The 17,051-nt window shown below is 64.5% G+C and carries 17 protein-coding genes and 2 pseudogenes; 6 read left to right on the forward strand and 13 right to left on the reverse strand.

Annotated features, from left to right (window positions below; genetic code table 11):
- Positions 1-34: 34 nt before the first annotated feature.
- The 4 genes and pseudogenes from AC3A35_RS19905 to AC3A35_RS19920 all read right to left on the reverse strand — a co-directional run.
- Positions 35-2,419, reverse strand: coding sequence for an efflux RND transporter permease subunit (locus AC3A35_RS19905; protein ID WP_487438038.1), 2,385 nt, complete (start codon positions 2,417-2,419; stop codon positions 35-37).
- Between the two features lie 44 nt (positions 2,420-2,463).
- Positions 2,464-3,480: a WD40/YVTN/BNR-like repeat-containing protein gene (locus tag AC3A35_RS19910; RefSeq protein WP_487438159.1), complete on the reverse strand. Its 1,017-nt coding sequence runs from the start codon at positions 3,478-3,480 to the stop codon at positions 2,464-2,466.
- A 436-nt stretch (positions 3,481-3,916) separates the two neighbouring features.
- Positions 3,917-4,186: pseudogene (locus tag AC3A35_RS19915) on the reverse strand (methyl-accepting chemotaxis protein); the annotation flags it as partial.
- Positions 4,166-5,221: pseudogene (locus AC3A35_RS19920) on the reverse strand (PAS domain-containing protein); the annotation flags it as partial. The pseudogenes AC3A35_RS19920 and AC3A35_RS19915, both read right to left, overlap by 21 nt.
- Before the next feature lie 436 nt (positions 5,222-5,657).
- On the opposite strand from AC3A35_RS19920, the gene AC3A35_RS19925 reads away from it, so the two are divergent.
- The 6 genes from AC3A35_RS19925 (at position 5,658) to AC3A35_RS19950 (ending at position 10,019) form a co-directional block, all read left to right on the forward strand.
- A complete protein-coding gene (locus AC3A35_RS19925) occupies positions 5,658-6,380 on the forward strand; it encodes a CoA transferase subunit A (protein WP_487438040.1) in 723 nt (240 codons plus the stop codon).
- 3 nt (positions 6,381-6,383) lie between these two features.
- On the forward strand, positions 6,384-7,040 hold the full coding sequence (locus tag AC3A35_RS19930) for a 3-oxoacid CoA-transferase subunit B (protein WP_487438042.1): 657 nt from the start codon (positions 6,384-6,386) through the stop codon (positions 7,038-7,040).
- Positions 7,041-7,338: 298 nt separating this feature from the next.
- Positions 7,339-7,761 carry a gamma-butyrobetaine hydroxylase family protein gene (locus AC3A35_RS19935; protein WP_487438161.1) on the forward strand — a complete coding sequence of 141 codons (423 nt, stop codon included), beginning with the start codon at positions 7,339-7,341 and terminating at the stop codon, positions 7,759-7,761.
- 7 nt (positions 7,762-7,768) lie between these two features.
- Positions 7,769-8,506, forward strand: a complete 738-nt coding sequence (ubiE, locus tag AC3A35_RS19940; RefSeq protein ID WP_487438044.1) for a bifunctional demethylmenaquinone methyltransferase/2-methoxy-6-polyprenyl-1,4-benzoquinol methylase UbiE — start codon at positions 7,769-7,771, stop codon at positions 8,504-8,506.
- Between the two features lie 20 nt (positions 8,507-8,526).
- Positions 8,527-9,396 carry a Tim44 domain-containing protein gene (locus AC3A35_RS19945; protein WP_487438046.1) on the forward strand — a complete coding sequence of 290 codons (870 nt, stop codon included), beginning with the start codon at positions 8,527-8,529 and terminating at the stop codon, positions 9,394-9,396.
- Between the two features lie 38 nt (positions 9,397-9,434).
- The gene (locus tag AC3A35_RS19950; protein ID WP_487438047.1) at positions 9,435-10,019 is read left to right on the forward strand and encodes a ubiquinone biosynthesis accessory factor UbiJ; all 585 of its coding nucleotides are present in this window, start codon (positions 9,435-9,437) and stop codon (positions 10,017-10,019) included.
- Between the two features lie 95 nt (positions 10,020-10,114).
- Here AC3A35_RS19950 and AC3A35_RS19955 read toward each other — a convergent pair whose 3' ends face one another.
- The 9 genes from AC3A35_RS19955 to AC3A35_RS19995 are packed head-to-tail and all read right to left on the reverse strand — an operon-like array spanning position 10,115 to position 17,003.
- A complete protein-coding gene (locus AC3A35_RS19955) occupies positions 10,115-10,537 on the reverse strand; it encodes a F0F1 ATP synthase subunit epsilon (RefSeq protein ID WP_487438048.1) in 423 nt (140 codons plus the stop codon).
- 54 nt (positions 10,538-10,591) lie between these two features.
- Positions 10,592-11,992, reverse strand: a complete 1,401-nt coding sequence (atpD, locus tag AC3A35_RS19960; RefSeq protein WP_487438049.1) for a F0F1 ATP synthase subunit beta — start codon at positions 11,990-11,992, stop codon at positions 10,592-10,594.
- Between the two features lie 25 nt (positions 11,993-12,017).
- Positions 12,018-12,887, reverse strand: a complete 870-nt coding sequence (gene atpG / locus AC3A35_RS19965; protein ID WP_487438050.1) for a F0F1 ATP synthase subunit gamma — start codon at positions 12,885-12,887, stop codon at positions 12,018-12,020.
- 21 nt (positions 12,888-12,908) lie between these two features.
- Positions 12,909-14,447, reverse strand: a complete 1,539-nt coding sequence (gene atpA, locus AC3A35_RS19970; protein WP_487438052.1) for a F0F1 ATP synthase subunit alpha — start codon at positions 14,445-14,447, stop codon at positions 12,909-12,911.
- 12 nt (positions 14,448-14,459) lie between these two features.
- Positions 14,460-14,993, reverse strand: coding sequence for a F0F1 ATP synthase subunit delta (locus AC3A35_RS19975; RefSeq protein ID WP_487438053.1), 534 nt, complete (start codon positions 14,991-14,993; stop codon positions 14,460-14,462).
- A gap of 3 nt (positions 14,994-14,996) precedes the next feature.
- Entirely contained in the window at positions 14,997-15,470 is a 474-nt protein-coding gene (locus AC3A35_RS19980) for a F0F1 ATP synthase subunit B (protein WP_487438054.1), read from the reverse strand.
- Positions 15,471-15,511: 41 nt separating this feature from the next.
- The gene (atpE, locus tag AC3A35_RS19985; protein ID WP_002925444.1) at positions 15,512-15,757 is read right to left on the reverse strand and encodes a F0F1 ATP synthase subunit C; all 246 of its coding nucleotides are present in this window, start codon (positions 15,755-15,757) and stop codon (positions 15,512-15,514) included.
- Positions 15,758-15,813: 56 nt separating this feature from the next.
- Positions 15,814-16,659 (reverse strand): F0F1 ATP synthase subunit A, encoded by an 846-nt coding sequence (gene atpB, locus AC3A35_RS19990; RefSeq protein ID WP_487438055.1) that lies wholly within the window; start codon positions 16,657-16,659, stop codon positions 15,814-15,816.
- Between the two features lie 2 nt (positions 16,660-16,661).
- A complete protein-coding gene (locus AC3A35_RS19995; RefSeq protein WP_487438056.1) occupies positions 16,662-17,003 on the reverse strand; it encodes an ATP synthase subunit I in 342 nt (113 codons plus the stop codon).
- Between the last annotated feature and the right edge of the window lie 48 nt (positions 17,004-17,051).

The raw sequence follows: 17,051 nt of genomic DNA on the forward strand, positions 1-17,051 counted from the left end.
ATCGCCGCCGGGGCCGCCATCCGTGGCGCACGGGTCAAGAGGCGGGAACGGGTTCGGCCGCGAGGGCCCGCTCGACCGGATGACGTTTGGATCCGATGATGAATTCAGGACGGAACACATAGACCATGGCCGGCATCAGGAACAGCGCCGAACACGCCGAGATGAACAGCCAGATTGCGATCAGCACGCCCATGTCGGCCTGCAGACGCAGCGACGAGAAGCTCCACAACACCACGCTGGTGACCAGGGTCAGCGCGGTGATCAGCACCCCCTTGCCGGCGGTGGCGATCGAGCGTGCGATGGCGCGCCCGACGTCGCGGTGGTGGTGCAGTTCCTCGCGTATGCCGTCGATGATGTAGAACGAGTAATCGACCCCGAGTCCGATGCCGAGCGCGACCACCGGCAGGGTGTTGATGTTCATGCCGATCCCCTTCCATGCCATGTAGCTGAAGGTCAGGGTGTTCGACAGCAGCACCGGCACCATGAAGAAGATGCCGGCAACCGACGAGCGGTAGGTGAACATGCAGCACACCACCAGCACCAGCAGCGCGAAGGCGATGGCCTCGATCTGGCCGGCGAAGATCACCTCATTGACCGCCGCGAGCACCCCGACCAGGCCGCCGGCGAGCAGGAACTCGGCGTCGGCCATCGGATTGTTGGCGACGTATTCCTTGACCCGCGCGATCGCGGTGCGGATGGTCTCGCCCTGGTGGTCGCGGAAGAACAGGGTCACCGCACCGTTGAGCGCCTGCGGATCGGCGAAGCGGTCCATGTCGCCCGGATCGGCGCCGGACACGAACATATAGACCAGCTCGCCGTTCTCGTTGGCGCTGTTGCCGAGCTCCTGGTAGCGCGCATTGCCTTCGCGCACCACGCGCTTGACCGCCGGCAGGATGTCGGCGAGCGAGATGCTGCCGCCGACCTCGGGCTGGGCCTCCATATACTTCTGGAAGCGCTCCATGCTCTCCAGCACCGCCGGCTCCTTGAGCGCGCCCTCGTGCTTGCCGCCGACGACGACGAACATGCGGTCGGAGCCCTGGAACTTGTCGTTGATCGCGGCCGCATCCTGGTTGTAAGTCGAATCCGGCCACAGGATCGGCGACCCCGGGTTGGCATCGCCGACCTTGAGGTTGAACGCATACAGGCCGGACACCACGAACAGCACCGCAGCACCGCCGATCAGCGCGTAGCGGAAGCGCGAGGTCACCAGGGCCGCGCACAGGCTGAGGATCCAGCGCAGCGCCGGCATGATGTCCACCGGATGGGCGTAGCGCTTCTTCAGCCCGCACCACGACAGCAGCACCGGGGTGAGCACCATGGCGCTGAACATGATCGACAGGATCCACACCGTGCCGATGTAGGAGATCTTCTCCAGCATCGGGATCGGCGTCAGCGCCACCACCAGCACGCAGCCGGCGTCGGCGACGATCGCCAGCATGCCCGGCTTGAACAGGTTGGAGAGGCTCGCCTTGGCGGCGGCCTGGGCGCTCGGTGCGCCGGCGGCGATCTCGTCGTCGAAGCGCGAGACCAGCTGCACCGAGTTGGAAATGGCCTGCGCGGTGATCAGGAAGGCGACCACGATGACCAGCGGATCGAGGTGGAAGCCCATCAGCTTGGCCGCACCGAGCGCCCACACCGCGCTCACCGCGCCGGTCGTCAGCGGCAGCAGGGTACCGTGCCAGGTGCGGGTGATCAGCAGCAGCAGCAGGACCAGCGCACCGACGGTGACGAGGAAGATGTACAGGGTTTCGGTCAGGTAGTGGTTCACCAGGCCGTACAGGATCGGCTCGCCGACCACCCGCACCAGCACGCCGTCGCCCCTGGCCTGGTCGGCGATCGCTTCGATCTGGCGATAGGCCTTGAGATAGTTGACCGTCCCGTCGGTGAAATCCGCGGTGATCAGGGTGGCCTTCATGTCGATCGACACATAGGGGCCATACACCAGCGGATTGTTGAGCACCGCCTCGCGCAGCACGGTGATCTCGCCCTGGTCGCGCGGCAGGTTGGGCCACATCAGCGGCCGCGACTCGATGCCCTCGGTCGAGGCGCGCACCTCCTTCATCTTCTTGGAGGCGAGCGAGGCGATCTGGTAGGTATCGACCCCTTCGACCTTCTGCAGGTCCTGGGTGATCTTCCTGACCTTCCCGAGCACGGCCATGTCGAAGACGTCGCCCTGCTCCACCTCGAGCATGATGCTGACCATGTTGGAGCCGCCGAAGGTCTGCTTGAACTTGTTGTTCACCTCGACATAGGGATGGTCCCTGGGCAACAGATCGCTGAATACGGTCTTGATCTCGATCTGCGCCGCCAGATAGCCCATGGCGCAGGTCGCCGCCGCGATCGCGGCGACCACGATCGCCCGATGTCGCAACAGCAAGTCAATGACGCGGCCGAGCGTCCTGAATGTTGCGTTCTTCATTGCGAATTCCTTTTCCCGATGTTTGCGCGCAGGCGGGTTGCCGTTCAGTCGCGTCCGATGATGTGGAGCTGGTCGTTGTCGAGCAGGGCGAGATTGGCGCCCGCCAGCACGAAGCCGTCACCGGCGCGTGCGATCTGGGTCCGCCACGAAAGGTCCTGCTCCGAGATGCGCTCGCCCTTCCAGCCGCGGCCGTCCGCGCCACCGGTGACGCGGACCCCCTTGTCGCCCACGGCGACCCAGCGGCCGCCATCCCAGATCACGCAATTGAGATGCTCGCGGGTGACGCGGGCCGCCTCCGTCCAGCTGGCACCGCCATCGGCCGTCGTCAGCACGCCGCCGGCCAGGCCGACCGCCACCCCGTTGGCCGCATCGCGAAAGTGCACCGACATCAGGCTGGATTCGAGCGGACTGTCGATCTGCTGCCAGGTGTCGCCGCCATCGCGGGTCCGCATCATCTGGCCGAACTCGCCGACCATCCATCCGTCGGCGCCGACGAAGAAGATGTCGTTCCAGGCCTGGTCCTTCTCCGCCAGTACGCGCTGCCAGGTCGCCCCGTAGTCGCGGGTGCGCAACACTGCGCCCACTTCGCCGACCGCCCAGGCCACACCATCGGGGTAGGTCCTGACCTGCACCAGCTTGTTCGCCACTTCGGAACGCGGCACCTCGACCTCGCGCCAGGTCGCGCCGCCATCGGCGGTCACGATCACGATCCCGTGGTTGCCCACCGCCACCGCACGCTCCGCATCCCAGGCCGAGATCGCCTGCAGGTGCGCGTCTCCCGGCGTGGGCTGGACCGCCCACGAGCGGCCGCGGTCCTCGCTGCGTACGACCTTGCCGTAGGAGCCGGCGCCCCACACCACGTCCGGCCGTGGCACCGCGATCCCGTAGAAGGCGTCGCGGCGCTCGATCGGGCGCTCGCGAAGATTGCCGACCATCGGCTCCGCCTTGACGAAGAAGGCCGCATACAAAAGGCCGCCGATGATCAGCATCGGTGCCACCGAGGTCACCACCGCGACCAGCGCGCGGACGCCCCTGCCGAGTCGATTGATCGCCCTAAGCATGACGGCCACCCGCTGTTCCGCAGTCCTGCCCGACGCGCCCGGTCACCGTCGTCGGCGCACCGTCCGCCCGTATCCGACCTGCCGGCTTGTTCGCTCCATTCACCATTGCGACTCCCACTCCCGTCTCCAGCCTCTGCCCCTGATTGCGGCGGATGAACCCGCCGTTCGATTCGCCCCCGGCCAGGCCGTACGGCACAGGGGACGATACAAGCCGTCAGCAACTTGGATGCCAACCCGAAGAACGCATTCAAGCGATTGTTTAATAGTGGTTTTCCTGACACGAACCGAATGCTGCGTAGCAGCAAGGAGAACCTCCGCGTCCGGATATCCTTCGGACAACCGTCCCGCTATCGGACACCCGGACTGCGCGCGCCGGACCACACCGACGCGGCCATGGCAGCGCCTGCGCGGTCCGGGTTCAGGCGTCGGCCGGCGCCATCCTCGCGACGTACTCGGTGGCCTCGCGGGTGCGCTCGGCGAGTCGGCGCACCTCGTCGGCGACCACCGCGAAACCGCGTCCGGTCTCGCCTGCGCGCGCGGCTTCGATCGCCGCATTGAGGGCGAGGAGATTGGTCTGGTTGGCGATGTCCTTGATCGTCTGCATGATCTCGGCGACCTTGTCGAGGTGCTCCTCGAGCTGGCGGCGATAGCGCATTTCCTGGTGCCGCAGCGCTTCCTCGAGCTTGCTCGCGTGGATGTCGGTCAGCGCCCCGACCACCCGCAGCGGCGTGCCGTCCGCGCCACGGCGGGTCTGCCCCTTGGCACGGAACCAGCGATACTCGCCGTTCTTGCAGCGCAGGCGCGACTCGACGTCGTAGCGCGTCGCCCCGCTGCGGTCGGTGAGATGACGGGTGAAGGCCTCGACCACGCGCCCCTTGTCCTCGGGGTGGAGGCAGTTGGCCCAGCTCTCGAGCAGGTCGGGAAAGTCCTCGGCGTCCTCGAAACCGAGCAGGCGGCGCAGCTGCTGCGACCACCAGATCGCGTTATGGGCATTCACCGGGTCGCCGGCCACGACCTCCATGTCCCACAGCCCGTCGCTCAACATCTCGAGCGCCAGTTCGAAGCGCACCACGGCGGTGTCGAGCGCCTTGCCGCGGACCAGCTCGTCGGTGATGTCGGACATCGACCCCGCCACCCGCAAGGGTTTGCCGTCGGCATCGCGGATCGTCTCACCGCGCGCCCGGAACCAGCGGTAGCTGCCATCCCGGCACGCCAGCCGATAGCGGACGTCATACGGCGTGGAGCCCGAGCGGTCGTCGAGATGGGCCGCAAAGGCAGCCAACGCGCGCTCACGATCGTGCGGATGCAGCCGGCTCGCCCAGCTCTCGAGGACGTCGGGAAACTCCGCCGCGCGATCGAAGCCGAGCAGGCGGCGGAACTGGTCGGACCACCAGATCTCGTGGTCCATGGTCGGGGGACGGTCGCCCACGACCATGTCCCACAAGCCGTCGCTCGTTGCCTGGCGGACCAGTTCGAAACGGGTCCGCAAGCTGTCGACCTCGGCCTCCACGCACCGCAACCGCTCGCCCAGCGCAGCGGCGGACTGGCGTGCCGCGCCGGCTTCCCGTTGGGCGTGGTGCACGCGTTCGACGATTTCGTCCACCGCGTCATTGACGCGGCCACAAGCGGTCGCAAGCCCGCCGGGGCCGAGCTTCAGCTTCGCCGGCTCGCCCCGCCGCATCGATTCGGCAAAATCCGCCAGGCAGTTCGCCAGGCGCCGTCGGCCAATCCACATTCGCATCTCCTTGCAAGGATCCAGTCCCGCACGACGACCGCAATGGCCGCCGTGCCCGAGCGGATCCGGGTGGCAAGGATCATGCCGATCGACGCATCCGGACCGCCCGCGCGCACCGGACCGCGGCCGCAGCGGCCGGGCGCGACGACCGGGCGCCGTTGTCGCATCGACCGCGACCGGCGCATCCGACCCGCTTGCCCGATATTCGGACGCCCGCCGTCCGCCGCCGTCCGCTCTTGGGACGCCGCGGACACGTCCGGCATATCCCCGGATCCCGCCGACACGCCGTTCGGTAAGGGTTTGCGACCCATCGGGGGGAGGCTGGCACTGCTCTTGCTGAAATGCCGAGGGCAATACAACGCCAACCCCTTGCCGCCGGATCGCCGGGCTGCCCTCGGCGCAGGCCCGGCGGTCCGGCTCACGATCAACAGGAGAAAGACGGGTGTCCCTGAACAAGCTCTACCAGAAACCCCACGCTGCACTCGCGGATCTGCTGCATGACGGGATGACGATCATGTCCGGCGGCTTCGGCCTGTGCGGCATCCCGGCCGCGCTGATCGATACCGTCATGGACTCGGGCGTGCGCGAGCTCACGATCATCTCCAACAACCCCGGGGCCGATGGCCATGGGCTGGGCAAGCTGTTCGAGGCCGGCCAGGTCCGCAAGCTGATCTGTTCCTATGCCGGCGAGAACGCCTCGTTCGCGCGCCAGTACCTCGCAGGCGAAGTGGAGGTGGAGTTCAATCCGCAGGGCACCCTGGCCGAACGCATCCGCGCCGGCGGCGCCGGCATCGCGGCCTTCTACACCCGTACCGGGGTCGGTACCGTGGTCGCCGAGGGCAAGCCGGTCGCCGAGTTCGACGGCGAACGCTATCTGCTGGAACGGGGCCTGCGCGCCGACCTTGCCCTGGTGCACGCCTGGCGCAGCGACCCCGAGGGCAACCTGCAGTACCGGATGACGGCGCGCAACTTCAACCCGTTGATGGCCACCGCCGCGACCGTCACCGTCGCCGAGGTGGAGGAACTTGTGGGCCAGGGCGAGTTCGATCCCGACCATATCGTGACCCCGGGGATCTTCGTCCATCGGCTGGTGGTGCCGGAACGCGTCGTGAAACACATCGAGCAACGTACCGTGCGCCCGCGCACCCCCGCTTTCGAGGAGTAGACCATGCCCTGGAGTCGAGAACAGATGGCCGCCCGTGCCGCCGCCGAGCTGCGTGACGGCTATTACGTAAACCTCGGGATCGGTATCCCCACGCTGGTGGCGAACTACGTCCCCAAGGGCATGTCGATCCAGCTGCAGAGCGAGAACGGCATGCTCGGCATGGGGCCGTTCCCGGTCGACGGCGCGGAGGACGCCGACCTGATCAATGCCGGCAAGCAGACCATCACGACCTTGCCGACCACGAGCTTCTTCGACAGCGCGACCTCGTTCGCGATGATACGCGGCGGTCACATCCAGCTGTCGATGCTCGGCGCCCTGCAGGTGTCGGAGAAGGGCGACCTGGCGAACTGGGCCGTGCCCGGCAGGATGGTCAAGGGCATCGGCGGTGCGATGGACCTGGTTGCGGGCGTCCCGCGCGTGGTGGTGATCATGGAACACACCGCGCGCAACGAACCGAAAATCGTCACCGAATGCACCTTGCCGCTGACCGGCACAAAGGTGGTCGACCTGATCATCACCGACCTGTGTGTATTCGAGGTCGGCGCCGACGGTCTGACCTTGGTGGACCTCGCGCCGGACACCTCGATCGACGATGTCCGGGCGCGGACCGCAGCGGCGTTCGGCGTCGCCCCGGCCCTGATGGCCGCGCTCCCGGGCTGAGCCTGCGCCAAGCTTTTCGCGGGGACGCGCGCAACGTCCGGGACGGCAAATCCTCACCCTCTCCTCTTGCCCGCCCTTCCCTGGAAGCGTCCCCGCCCTTTTTCACCCCGCCGGCGCCCGATCGAATCCCTGTTCCGCTGCGCCGCGCACCCCTCCCCCTTCCGATCCACGTCTGCCACCGCCCTGCGCTCGGGCCGGGCCGACTCGCGCGCCGCCGGCCTCGCCCCTCGCACGGCCCGCGCCTTGGGCCGGCGACGAATCGGGTATGATTGAAATCCCCTACATTGAGGCACCAGCCATGGCCGGACTCGACAAGGACACCCCGCTGCCCACCGGCATCACCCTGCACCGCAAGTCGCGGATGCTGGAGATCGCGTTCGACGACGACAGCCGCTTCGAGCTGCCCTTCGAGTTCCTGCGCGTATACTCGCCCTCGGCCGAGGTCCGCGGCCACGGCGCCGGGCAGGAAACCCTGCAGCAGGGCAAGCGCGGCGTGGAGATCGTGAATCTGGAGCCGGTCGGCAATTATGCGATCAAGCCGACCTTCTCCGACGGCCACGACAGCGGGCTCTACTCGTGGGATTACCTCTACCTGCTCGGCCGCAACCAGGTCGAGATGTGGCAGGACTATCTCGAGCGCATCGAGCAACAAGGCGGGACCCGCGACCCCGCCCTCGTCCCGCCGCCGGCACCCAAGGGCGGTTGCGGTCACCATCACTGACATTGCCATGAACGACAAGACCACTCACTTCGGCTTCCAGACCGTTGCCGAAGAGCTCAAACAGAAGAAGGTCGCCGAGGTGTTCTCCTCGGTGGCGCAGAAATACGACGTAATGAACGACCTGATGTCCTTCGGCCTGCACCGGCTATGGAAGGCATTCACCATCCAGATCTCCGGTGTACGCGAGGGCGACCGCGTGCTCGACGTTGCCGGGGGCACCGCCGATCTCTCGCTCGCCTTCGCACGCAAGGTCGGCGCGCGCGGCCAGGTCTGGCTGACCGACATCAACCATGCGATGCTGTCGCGCGGCCGCGACCGCGTGATCGACAAGGGCTTCACCCTGCCGGTCGCGCAGTGCAACGCCGAGAAGCTGCCCTTCCCCGACGACTGGTTCGACTGCGTGACGGTGGCCTTCGGACTGCGCAACATGACGCACAAGGACGCTGCCCTGGCCGAGATGCGGCGCGTGCTGCGTCCCGGCGGTCGGCTGCTGGTGCTGGAGTTCTCCAAGGTGTGGAAGCCGCTGGCGCCGGTCTATGATCTCTACTCGTTCAAGCTCCTGCCGTGGATGGGAGGCAAGGTTGCGAACGATGCCGAGAGCTACCGATATCTTGCCGAATCGATCCGGATGCACCCCGGCCAGGAAGAACTGAAGGCCCTGATGGAACAATCCGGCCTCGGCCGTGTCGATTACTTCAACCTGAGTGCGGGCGTTGTTGCACTGCACCGTGGCTACAAGCTTTGATCACTGGAGACTCAAGAACAATGAAGCAGCTTTTTCTCACCCTGATCGTCACCCTCTTCGCCTTCGGCGTAGCCGTGCCCGAAGTCGAGGCCAAGCGCCTGGGCGGTGGCAGCAGCTTCGGCATGAAGCGCAACGTCACCCCGCCGGCCACCGCACCGCAGCAGAACCTGTCGCGCCCGCAGAACACGACCCCCGCGGCCGGGACGGCGGCGCAACCCAAGCGCTCGTGGATGGGACCGCTCGCCGGCCTTGCCGCAGGTCTGGGTCTTGCCGCGCTGTTCTCCCACCTGGGCATGGGCGAGGAACTCGCGTCCTTCATGATGCTTGCGCTCCTGGTGGTCGGTGCCGTCATCCTGTTCAAGCTCCTGTTCCGCCGGGGCAATGCGCAGACGGCCCCGCGCGCCATGCAATACGCCGGCGCCGGTGCGGATACGGGCAGCGTGGCGGCTGGCAATCCGGGGTTCACGCCCGCTGCCGCCGGTTCCAGTGCGGGAACCAGCGCGTCGGTCGCCGCGGCAATTGCCGACGGCTTCGATGCCGCCGGCTTTGCCCGCCAGGCCAAGCTCAACTTCATCCGCCTGCAGGCGGCCAACGACACGGCCAACCTCGATGACATCCGCGAGTTCACCACACCCGAGGTCTATGCCGAGATCAGCATGCAGATCAGCGAACGCGGCGCTGCCGCGCAACGCACCGACGTGATCGAGCTCAACGCCGAGGTGTTCGACGTCGTCGAAGAGGCGGACCGCTACATCGTCAGCGTGCACTTCAACGGTCTGTTGCGCGAGGAAGAGGGTGCCGCGCCGGCACCCTTCGATGAAATCTGGCATCTGACCAAGCCGCTCACCGGCGACGCCGGCTGGCGTATCGCCGGCATCCAGCAGAACTGACACTGGAACTTGACGGGGGCTGCGGCCCCCGCTTTTACATGATCGACAGCTTGTTCCTTTCCGCGACCAATCATCTTCTCGCCCAGGCCGGGTGGGCACGGACGCGTCTGCTTCCCCACGCCGGCAAGCGGGCGCGGCTTGAGCTCGCACCGCTATCGATCGACTTCTCGATCTCGTCCGACGGCCGCCTGGCGGCATGCAGCAGCACGGATGAGCCCGACGTGAGCCTGACGCTGCCCTTGAGTGAAACGCCACGGGCGCTCGGCGGCGGCATCGAAGCCCTGATGTCTCGCGTCAGGATAGCCGGCAATGCCGAGTTCGCCGACGCACTCGGATTCGTGTTCCGCCATCTGCGCTGGGATCTGGAGGAGGATCTGTCGCGGGTGGTAGGCGACATCGCCGCCCACCGGCTGGTGAGTACCGGCGCGGCCCTCGAGCAGGCGCGTCAGCGTATGGTGTCCAGCGTCACCGGCAACGTGGTCGAATATCTGACCGAGGAACAGGCGGTACTGACCACCCATCCGATGGTGACGGGCTTCAGCGACGACGTCAGCGCATTGCGCGACGCGGTCGCCCGCCTGGAGAAGCGCGTCGACCGGCTCGGGCGGTCAACGCCGAACTGAGCGCCGCCAAGGCCCGCCAACCGAATTGAAAAAGGCAGCCTCGCGGCTGCCTTTTCCTTTTCACCCGCGCCGCATGAGCCGCGGCACGATGAACCTTACGAACGTCTGCGCAGCTTCTGGATCGCGGCGATCTGGGCGATCGCCTCGGCCAGTTCGGCCTGGGCCTTGGCGTAGTCGAGTTGGCCGCTCTGATTGGACAGCGCTTCTTCTGCCTTCCTCTTTGCATCCAGCGCCTTCGCTTCGTCGAGATCCCGGCCGCGAATCGCGGTATCGGCCAGCACCGTCACCAGCCCGGGCTGCACTTCCAGAATCCCGCCAGCCACGAAAATCAGCTCTTCTTCCGCCTGATTCGGAACCTTCACCCGCACCGCACCCGGTTTGATCCGGGTCATCAGCGGCATGTGTCCGGGCAGGATGCCGAGTTCACCCGCCTCGCCAGGCAGCGCGACGAACTCCGCCAGCCCGGAGAAGATCTGTTCTTCCGCACTGACGATGTCCACGTGAACCGTCATAGCCATGGTATGTCCTCTTCAAAACCGCGCAACGGCAAGCCGCCGCGCGGGTGGAGCGTATTACTGCAGCTTCTTCGCCTTTTCCACGGCCTCTTCGATGTTGCCGACCATGTAGAAAGCCTGTTCCGGCAGGTGATCGTATTCGCCGGTGACGATCGCCTTGAAGCCGGCGATGGTGTCCTTGAGCGTCACGTACTTGCCCGGCGAACCGGTAAACACTTCGGCAACGTGGAAGGGCTGCGACAGGAAACGCTGGATCTTGCGCGCACGGGCGACGGCGAGCTTGTCGTCGGGCGACAGTTCGTCCATACCCAGAATCGCGATGATGTCGCGCAGTTCCTTGTACTTCTGCAGGGTCTGCTGCACCTGACGGGCCACGTTGTAGTGCTCTTCGCCAACGACCAGCGGATCGAGCTGGCGGCTGGTGGAGTCGAGCGGATCGACGGCCGGGTAGATACCCAGGGCGGCGATGTCACGCGACAGCACGACGGTGGAGTCGAGGTGGAGGAAGGTCGTTGCCGGAGACGGGTCGGTCAAGTCATCCGCAGGCACATACACGGCCTGGATGGAGGTGATCGAACCGACCTTGGTGGAGGTGATGCGCTCCTGCAGGCGACCCATTTCCTCGGCCAGCGTCGGCTGGTAACCCACCGCGGAAGGCATACGACCGAGCAGTGCGGACACTTCGGTACCGGCCAGGGTGTAGCGGTAGATGTTATCGACGAAGAACAGGATGTCACGGCCTTCATCACGGAAACGCTCGGCCATGGTCAGACCGGACAGCGCCACACGGAGACGGTTGCCCGGGGGTTCGTTCATCTGACCGAACACCATCGCAACCTTGTCCAGCACGTTGGAATCCTTCATCTCGTGGTAGAAGTCGTTACCCTCGCGAGTACGCTCACCCACCCCGGCAAACACCGACAGGCCCGAGTGCTGCTTGGCGATGTTGTTGATGAGTTCCATCATGTTGACCGTCTTGCCCACGCCGGCGCCGCCGAACAGGCCGACCTTGCCGCCCTTGGCGAACGGGCATACCAGATCGATAACCTTGATCCCGGTCTCGAGCAGGTCGGTCGAAGGCGACAGTTCGTCGAACTTCGGGGCCTTGGCGTGGATCGGGCGCAGTTCGTCGCTCTCGATCGGGCCGGCGTCGTCGATCGGGCGACCGAGCACATCCATGATCCGGCCCAGGGTGCCATGACCGACCGGCACCGAAATGCCGGCGCCGGTGGCGGCCACTTTCATGCCGCGGCGCAGGCCATCGGAAGAACCCATCGCAATCGTACGCACCACGCCGTCACCGAGCTGCTGCTGAACCTCGAAGGTCAGATTGGCTTCGGCAAAGGAGTTGGCAACGTCTTCGAGCTTGAGGGCCTCGTAAATCTTGGGCATCGCCTCGCGGGGGAACTGAATGTCCACCACCGCGCCGATGCACTGAACGATCGTACCAGTACTCATCGTTTTTCCTTAAATCAATAATCCGTTAGACCGCGGCGGCACCAGCGACGATTTCCGACAATTCCTTCGTGATCGCGGCCTGGCGGGTCTTGTTGTAGACCAGTTGCAGGTCGCCGATCACGGTCTTCGCGTTGTCGGAAGCAGCCTTCATTGCCACCATACGCGCGCTCTGCTCGGAAGCCATGTTCTCGGCCACTGCCTGATACACCAGTGCTTCGACGTATCGAACCAGCATCTCGTCAATCACGACCTGCGGATCGGGCTCGTAGAGGTAATCCCACGAACTGTCGGGCGTGCCCAGCTTTTCGCCGGTCAGCGGCAGCAGTTGCTCGAGCACCGGCTCCTGTTTCATCGTGTTGATGAAGCGGGTATAGCCCAGATAAACCGCGTCGAGTTCGCCATTCTGGAACGCATCGAGCACGACTTTTACCGGGCCGATGAGTTTTTCGAGATGCGGCGTGTCACCCAGCTGAACAACGTGCGACAAGACCTTGCCACCGATGCGTTGCATGAAACCGAAGCCCTTGTTGCCGATGCAGCAGGAACGGATGTCGGTCACGCCGGCAGCTTCCCATTCCTTCATTGCCGTCACCGCTACGCGCTGGACGTTGGTGTTCATGCCACCGCAAAGACCTTTGTCGGTCGTGACCAGAATCAAGCCCACCCGCTTGACCTCGCCCTTGCGGACGAGGAAGGGATGCTTGTAATCAGAAACGGTGGCCTGAGACAGGTTCGCGGCGAGTCGGCGGATCTTTTCGGCGTAGGGCCGGGCGCCACGCATCCTTTCCTGCGCCTTGCGCATTTTGGATGCGGCCACCATTTCCATGGCCTTGGTGATCTTGCGCGTGTTTTGCACGCTCTTGATCTTGGTTCGGATTTCCTTACCGCTAGCCATATTCCGTCTCCGTCCGCGGTGTTAAGCCCAGCTCTTCTTGAACTCGGTGATTGCGGCAACAAGGGTCTTCTCGCCTTCGGCGTCGAGTTCCTTGGTGTCGGCAATCTTGCTCACGAGCTCAGGATGCGTGCTCTTCACGTACTGCTGCAGACCGGATTCGAAGGCCAGCAGGCGCGGCACGTCGATGGTGTCGAAATAGCCGTTGTTCACCGCATACAGGGTGATGGCCAGATCGGAAATCGACAGCGGCGCGTACTGCGGCTGCTTCATCAGTTCGGTCACGCGGCGGCCGCGCTCGAGCTGCTTGCGGGTGGCATCGTCCAGGTCGGACGCGAACTGGGCGAAGGCGGCGAGCTCGCGGTACTGCGCGAGGTCGGTACGGATGCCGCCGGACAGCTTCTTGATGACCTTGGTCTGCGCTGCACCACCGACGCGGGACACCGAGATACCGGCGTTGATCGCGGGACGGATACCGGCGTTGAACAGGTCGGTTTCGAGGAAGATCTGGCCGTCGGTGATCGAAATCACGTTGGTCGGAACGAAGGCGGAAACGTCGCCCGCCTGGGTTTCGATGATCGGCAACGCGGTCAGCGAACCGGTCTTGCCCGTGACTTCACCGTTGGTGAGCTTTTCGATGTAGTCGGCGTTGACACGCGCGGCACGCTCGAGCAGGCGGGAGTGCAGGTAGAACACGTCGCCCGGATAGGCTTCACGGCCCGGCGGACGGCGCAGCAGCAGGGAGACCTGACGGTAGGCCCATGCCTGCTTGGTCAGATCGTCATAAACGATCATCGCGTCCATGCCACGGTCACGGAAATACTCGCCCATGGTGCAACCGGAGTAGGCCGACAGGTACTGCATGGCGGCGGATTCGGATGCGGTGGCGGCGACCACGATGGTGTATTCCATCGCGCCGCGCGCTTCGAGCGCGCGCACCACGTTGGCCACGGTCGAAGCCTTCTGACCGATCGCCACGTAGACGCAGAACATGTTCTGGCCTTTCTGGTTGATGATCGCATCAACCGCAACGGCGGTCTTGCCGGTCTGGCGGTCGCCGATGATCAGCTCGCGCTGGCCACGGCCGATCGGCACCATGGAGTCGACCGACTTCAGACCGGTCTGCACCGGCTGCGAAACGGACTGACGGGCGATGACGCCCGGCGCGACCTTTTCGATCTTGTCGGTGAGCTTGGCGTTGATCGGGCCCTTGCCGTCGATCGGCTGACCCAGCGCGTTCACGACGCGACCGATCAGCTCGGGGCCGACGGGTACTTCGAGAATGCGGCCGGTGGCCTTGACGGTGTCGCCTTCGGTGATGTGCTCGTATTCGCCGAGCACGACGGCACCGACGGAATCACGCTCGAGGTTGAGCGCGAGGCCGAAGGTATTGCCGGGGAATTCCAGCATTTCGCCTTGCATGACGTCGGTGAGACCGTGAATACGGGTGATGCCGTCAGTGACGGAGACCACCGTACCCTCGTTGCGCGACGTCGCGGCGAGCTGCAGGTTCTGGATCCGGCTCTTAATCAGGTCACTGATTTCAGAGGGGTTGAGTTGCATATATTTATGCTCCTAGTTCTTAAGCGCAGCGGCCATGTTCGCGAGCTTGCCGCGGACCGAGGCGTCGATGACTTCGTCGCCGATGGCGATGCGGACCCCCCCGATGAGCTCGGGGTCGATACTGACGCTCACGTTCAGCACGGTCTTGAAGCGAGCTTCGAGGTCGGCTTTCAGCGAGGCCAGGGTGGCATCGTCGAGCGGGAAGGCAGAGGCGATTTGCGCCTCCACGACACCCTCATGTTCGTTCTTCAGTGCAACGAACAGGTCACGGATCTCCGGAAGCACTTGCAGACGTTCGTTATCCACGAGAACGCGGACAAAGTTCTGCTGCTCGACAGACAGATCACCGCTCACCTCCAGCGCCAGCTTCGCAAGCTGGTCATCGGAAAGTTTCGGGCTGGTGATGCAGGCAAGCATGTCGGGATCGGCGGCCACGGAGGCAAGCCGGTCCAGTGCTACCGACCAAGGCCCCAGCGCACCTGCCCCGCGAGCCAGCTCGAAGGCGGCATCGGCATAGGGACGCGCGATGGTGACGTTCTCGGCCATGACTTATTGCAGTTCCTGTTTCAGGTTGGCAAGCAATTCGGCGTGTACCTGGGTGTTGATCTCGCGACGCAGGATCTTCTCTGCACCGGCAACAGCCAGATGGGCGACCTGGTCGCGCAAGGCTTCCTTGGCGCGCTGGGCGGCAACGCCGGCTTCGGCTTCTGCGGCTTCACGGGCCTGGGCGACGATGCGGTTGGCTTCGGTACGGGCTTCGTCGATCAGTTGGCTCGCCTGCTTTTCAGCAGAGGTGCGCACATCACCCGCGGATTCGCGAGCCTTGCGCAGTTCCTCGACGACCTTCTTCTCGGCAAGCGCCAGATCGGACTTGGCCTTATCCGCAGCTGTCAGCCCGTCGGCGATCTTCCGCGCGCGGTCGTCCAGTGCCTTCATGATGGGCGGCCACACGAATTTCATCGTGAACCATCCCAGAATGAAGAACACAACGAGCTGGGCTATCAGGGTTGCGTTCAAATTCACAGTTCTTGGCCCTCAGGTATGTTGAGAGGAAGTCGAACCGATCAGAGCTGGAACGGGTTGGCGAAAGCGAACATCATCGCGATACCGACACCGATCAGGAACGCGGCGTCGATCAGACCGGCCAGCAGGAACATCTTGGTTTGCAGCGCGTTCATCAGCTCGGGCTGACGGGCCGAAGCTTCAAGGTACTTGGAACCCATGATGCCGATACCGATACATGCACCGATAGCACCCAGACCGATGATCAGACCGGCGGCCAGCGCGACAAAACCCAGAACGTTTTCCATGACGACTCCTTAGTTAAAAATAGCGGTGAGTTTAAAAGTGGGTACGACAAAAACCGTTAATGACTTTCGTGCGCCTGACCGATGTACACCAGGGTCAGCATCATGAAGATGAAGGCCTGCAGCGTGATGATCAGGATGTGGAAGATCGCCCAGATCGTGCCGGCCACGACATGGCCGACAAAGCCGAACATGGTGGCGGTACCGCCGAGCAGGGCGATCAGGATGAAGATCAGTTCGCCGGCATACATGTTGCCGAACAGTCGCATGCCGTGCGAGACGGTCTTGGCGACGAATTCGATGACCTGCATCAGGAAGTTCACCGGATAGAGCAGTGGATGGCTGCCGAACGGCGCGGTGAAGAGCTCGTGCACCCAGCCCGACAGGCCCTTGATCTTGACGTTGTACCAAAGGCACAGCAGCAGCACGCCGCAGGACATGCCGAGCGCCGCGGACAGGTCGGCGGTCGCCACCACCCGCATGTAGGCATGCGCCGGATCGCCGCCACCGGAAGCATAGACGCCCTCCCAAATGCGCGGAAGCAGATCGACCGGCAGCAGGTCCATCGCGTTCATCAGGAAGATCCAGACGAATACGGTCAGCGCCATCGGGGCGACGAACTTGCGCGACTCGGCGCTATGAATGATGCCCTTCGCCTGATCGGCAACCATCTCGACCATCATTTCGACGAAACCCTGGAACCGCCCGGGTACGCCCGAAGTGGCCTTGCGCGCGGCTAACCACAATATGAAGATGGTGAGCAGGCCGATCGAGATCGAATAGAACATAGAATCGAGGTTGATGACACTCCAGTCGACGATGTTCTCTTGCGCGTGACCGGTGTTATTGAGGTGCGTCAGGTGATGAACGACGTACTCGGATGCAGTGGGAGCGTTTCCAGCCATGGTCAGGTCTTTACCAAAAGTGCAAATAAATTCGCTTTCAGCGCCAGTATCAGCCCGATCAACAGGGCGCCCCAATGGACGTCCGGATACAAGGCCACTACCAACCCCAGTAATCCCACGATCGAGGCGAGCTTGATGAGCTCACCTGCGACAAAAGCGGTAACAGTTGCGGTGCCTTCACGACGCGTCGTCAGCATCAGCCGCCAAGCGAAGAACCAGCTCGGCAGCACGCAGGCCAGCCCGCCGGATGCCGCCGACACCGCCCCGCGCAGCCCGAAAAAAACGGCCGCGATGGCCGTTGCCAGAAGGGTTGCGCCGAATTGCAGCAGAACGGCCTTGTGCATCCTTTCCTCACTGGCAGATCACAGACACCCGCGACCGCCAAAATCCCG

Source organism: Azoarcus sp. Soil_N_20, assembly GCF_057656155.1.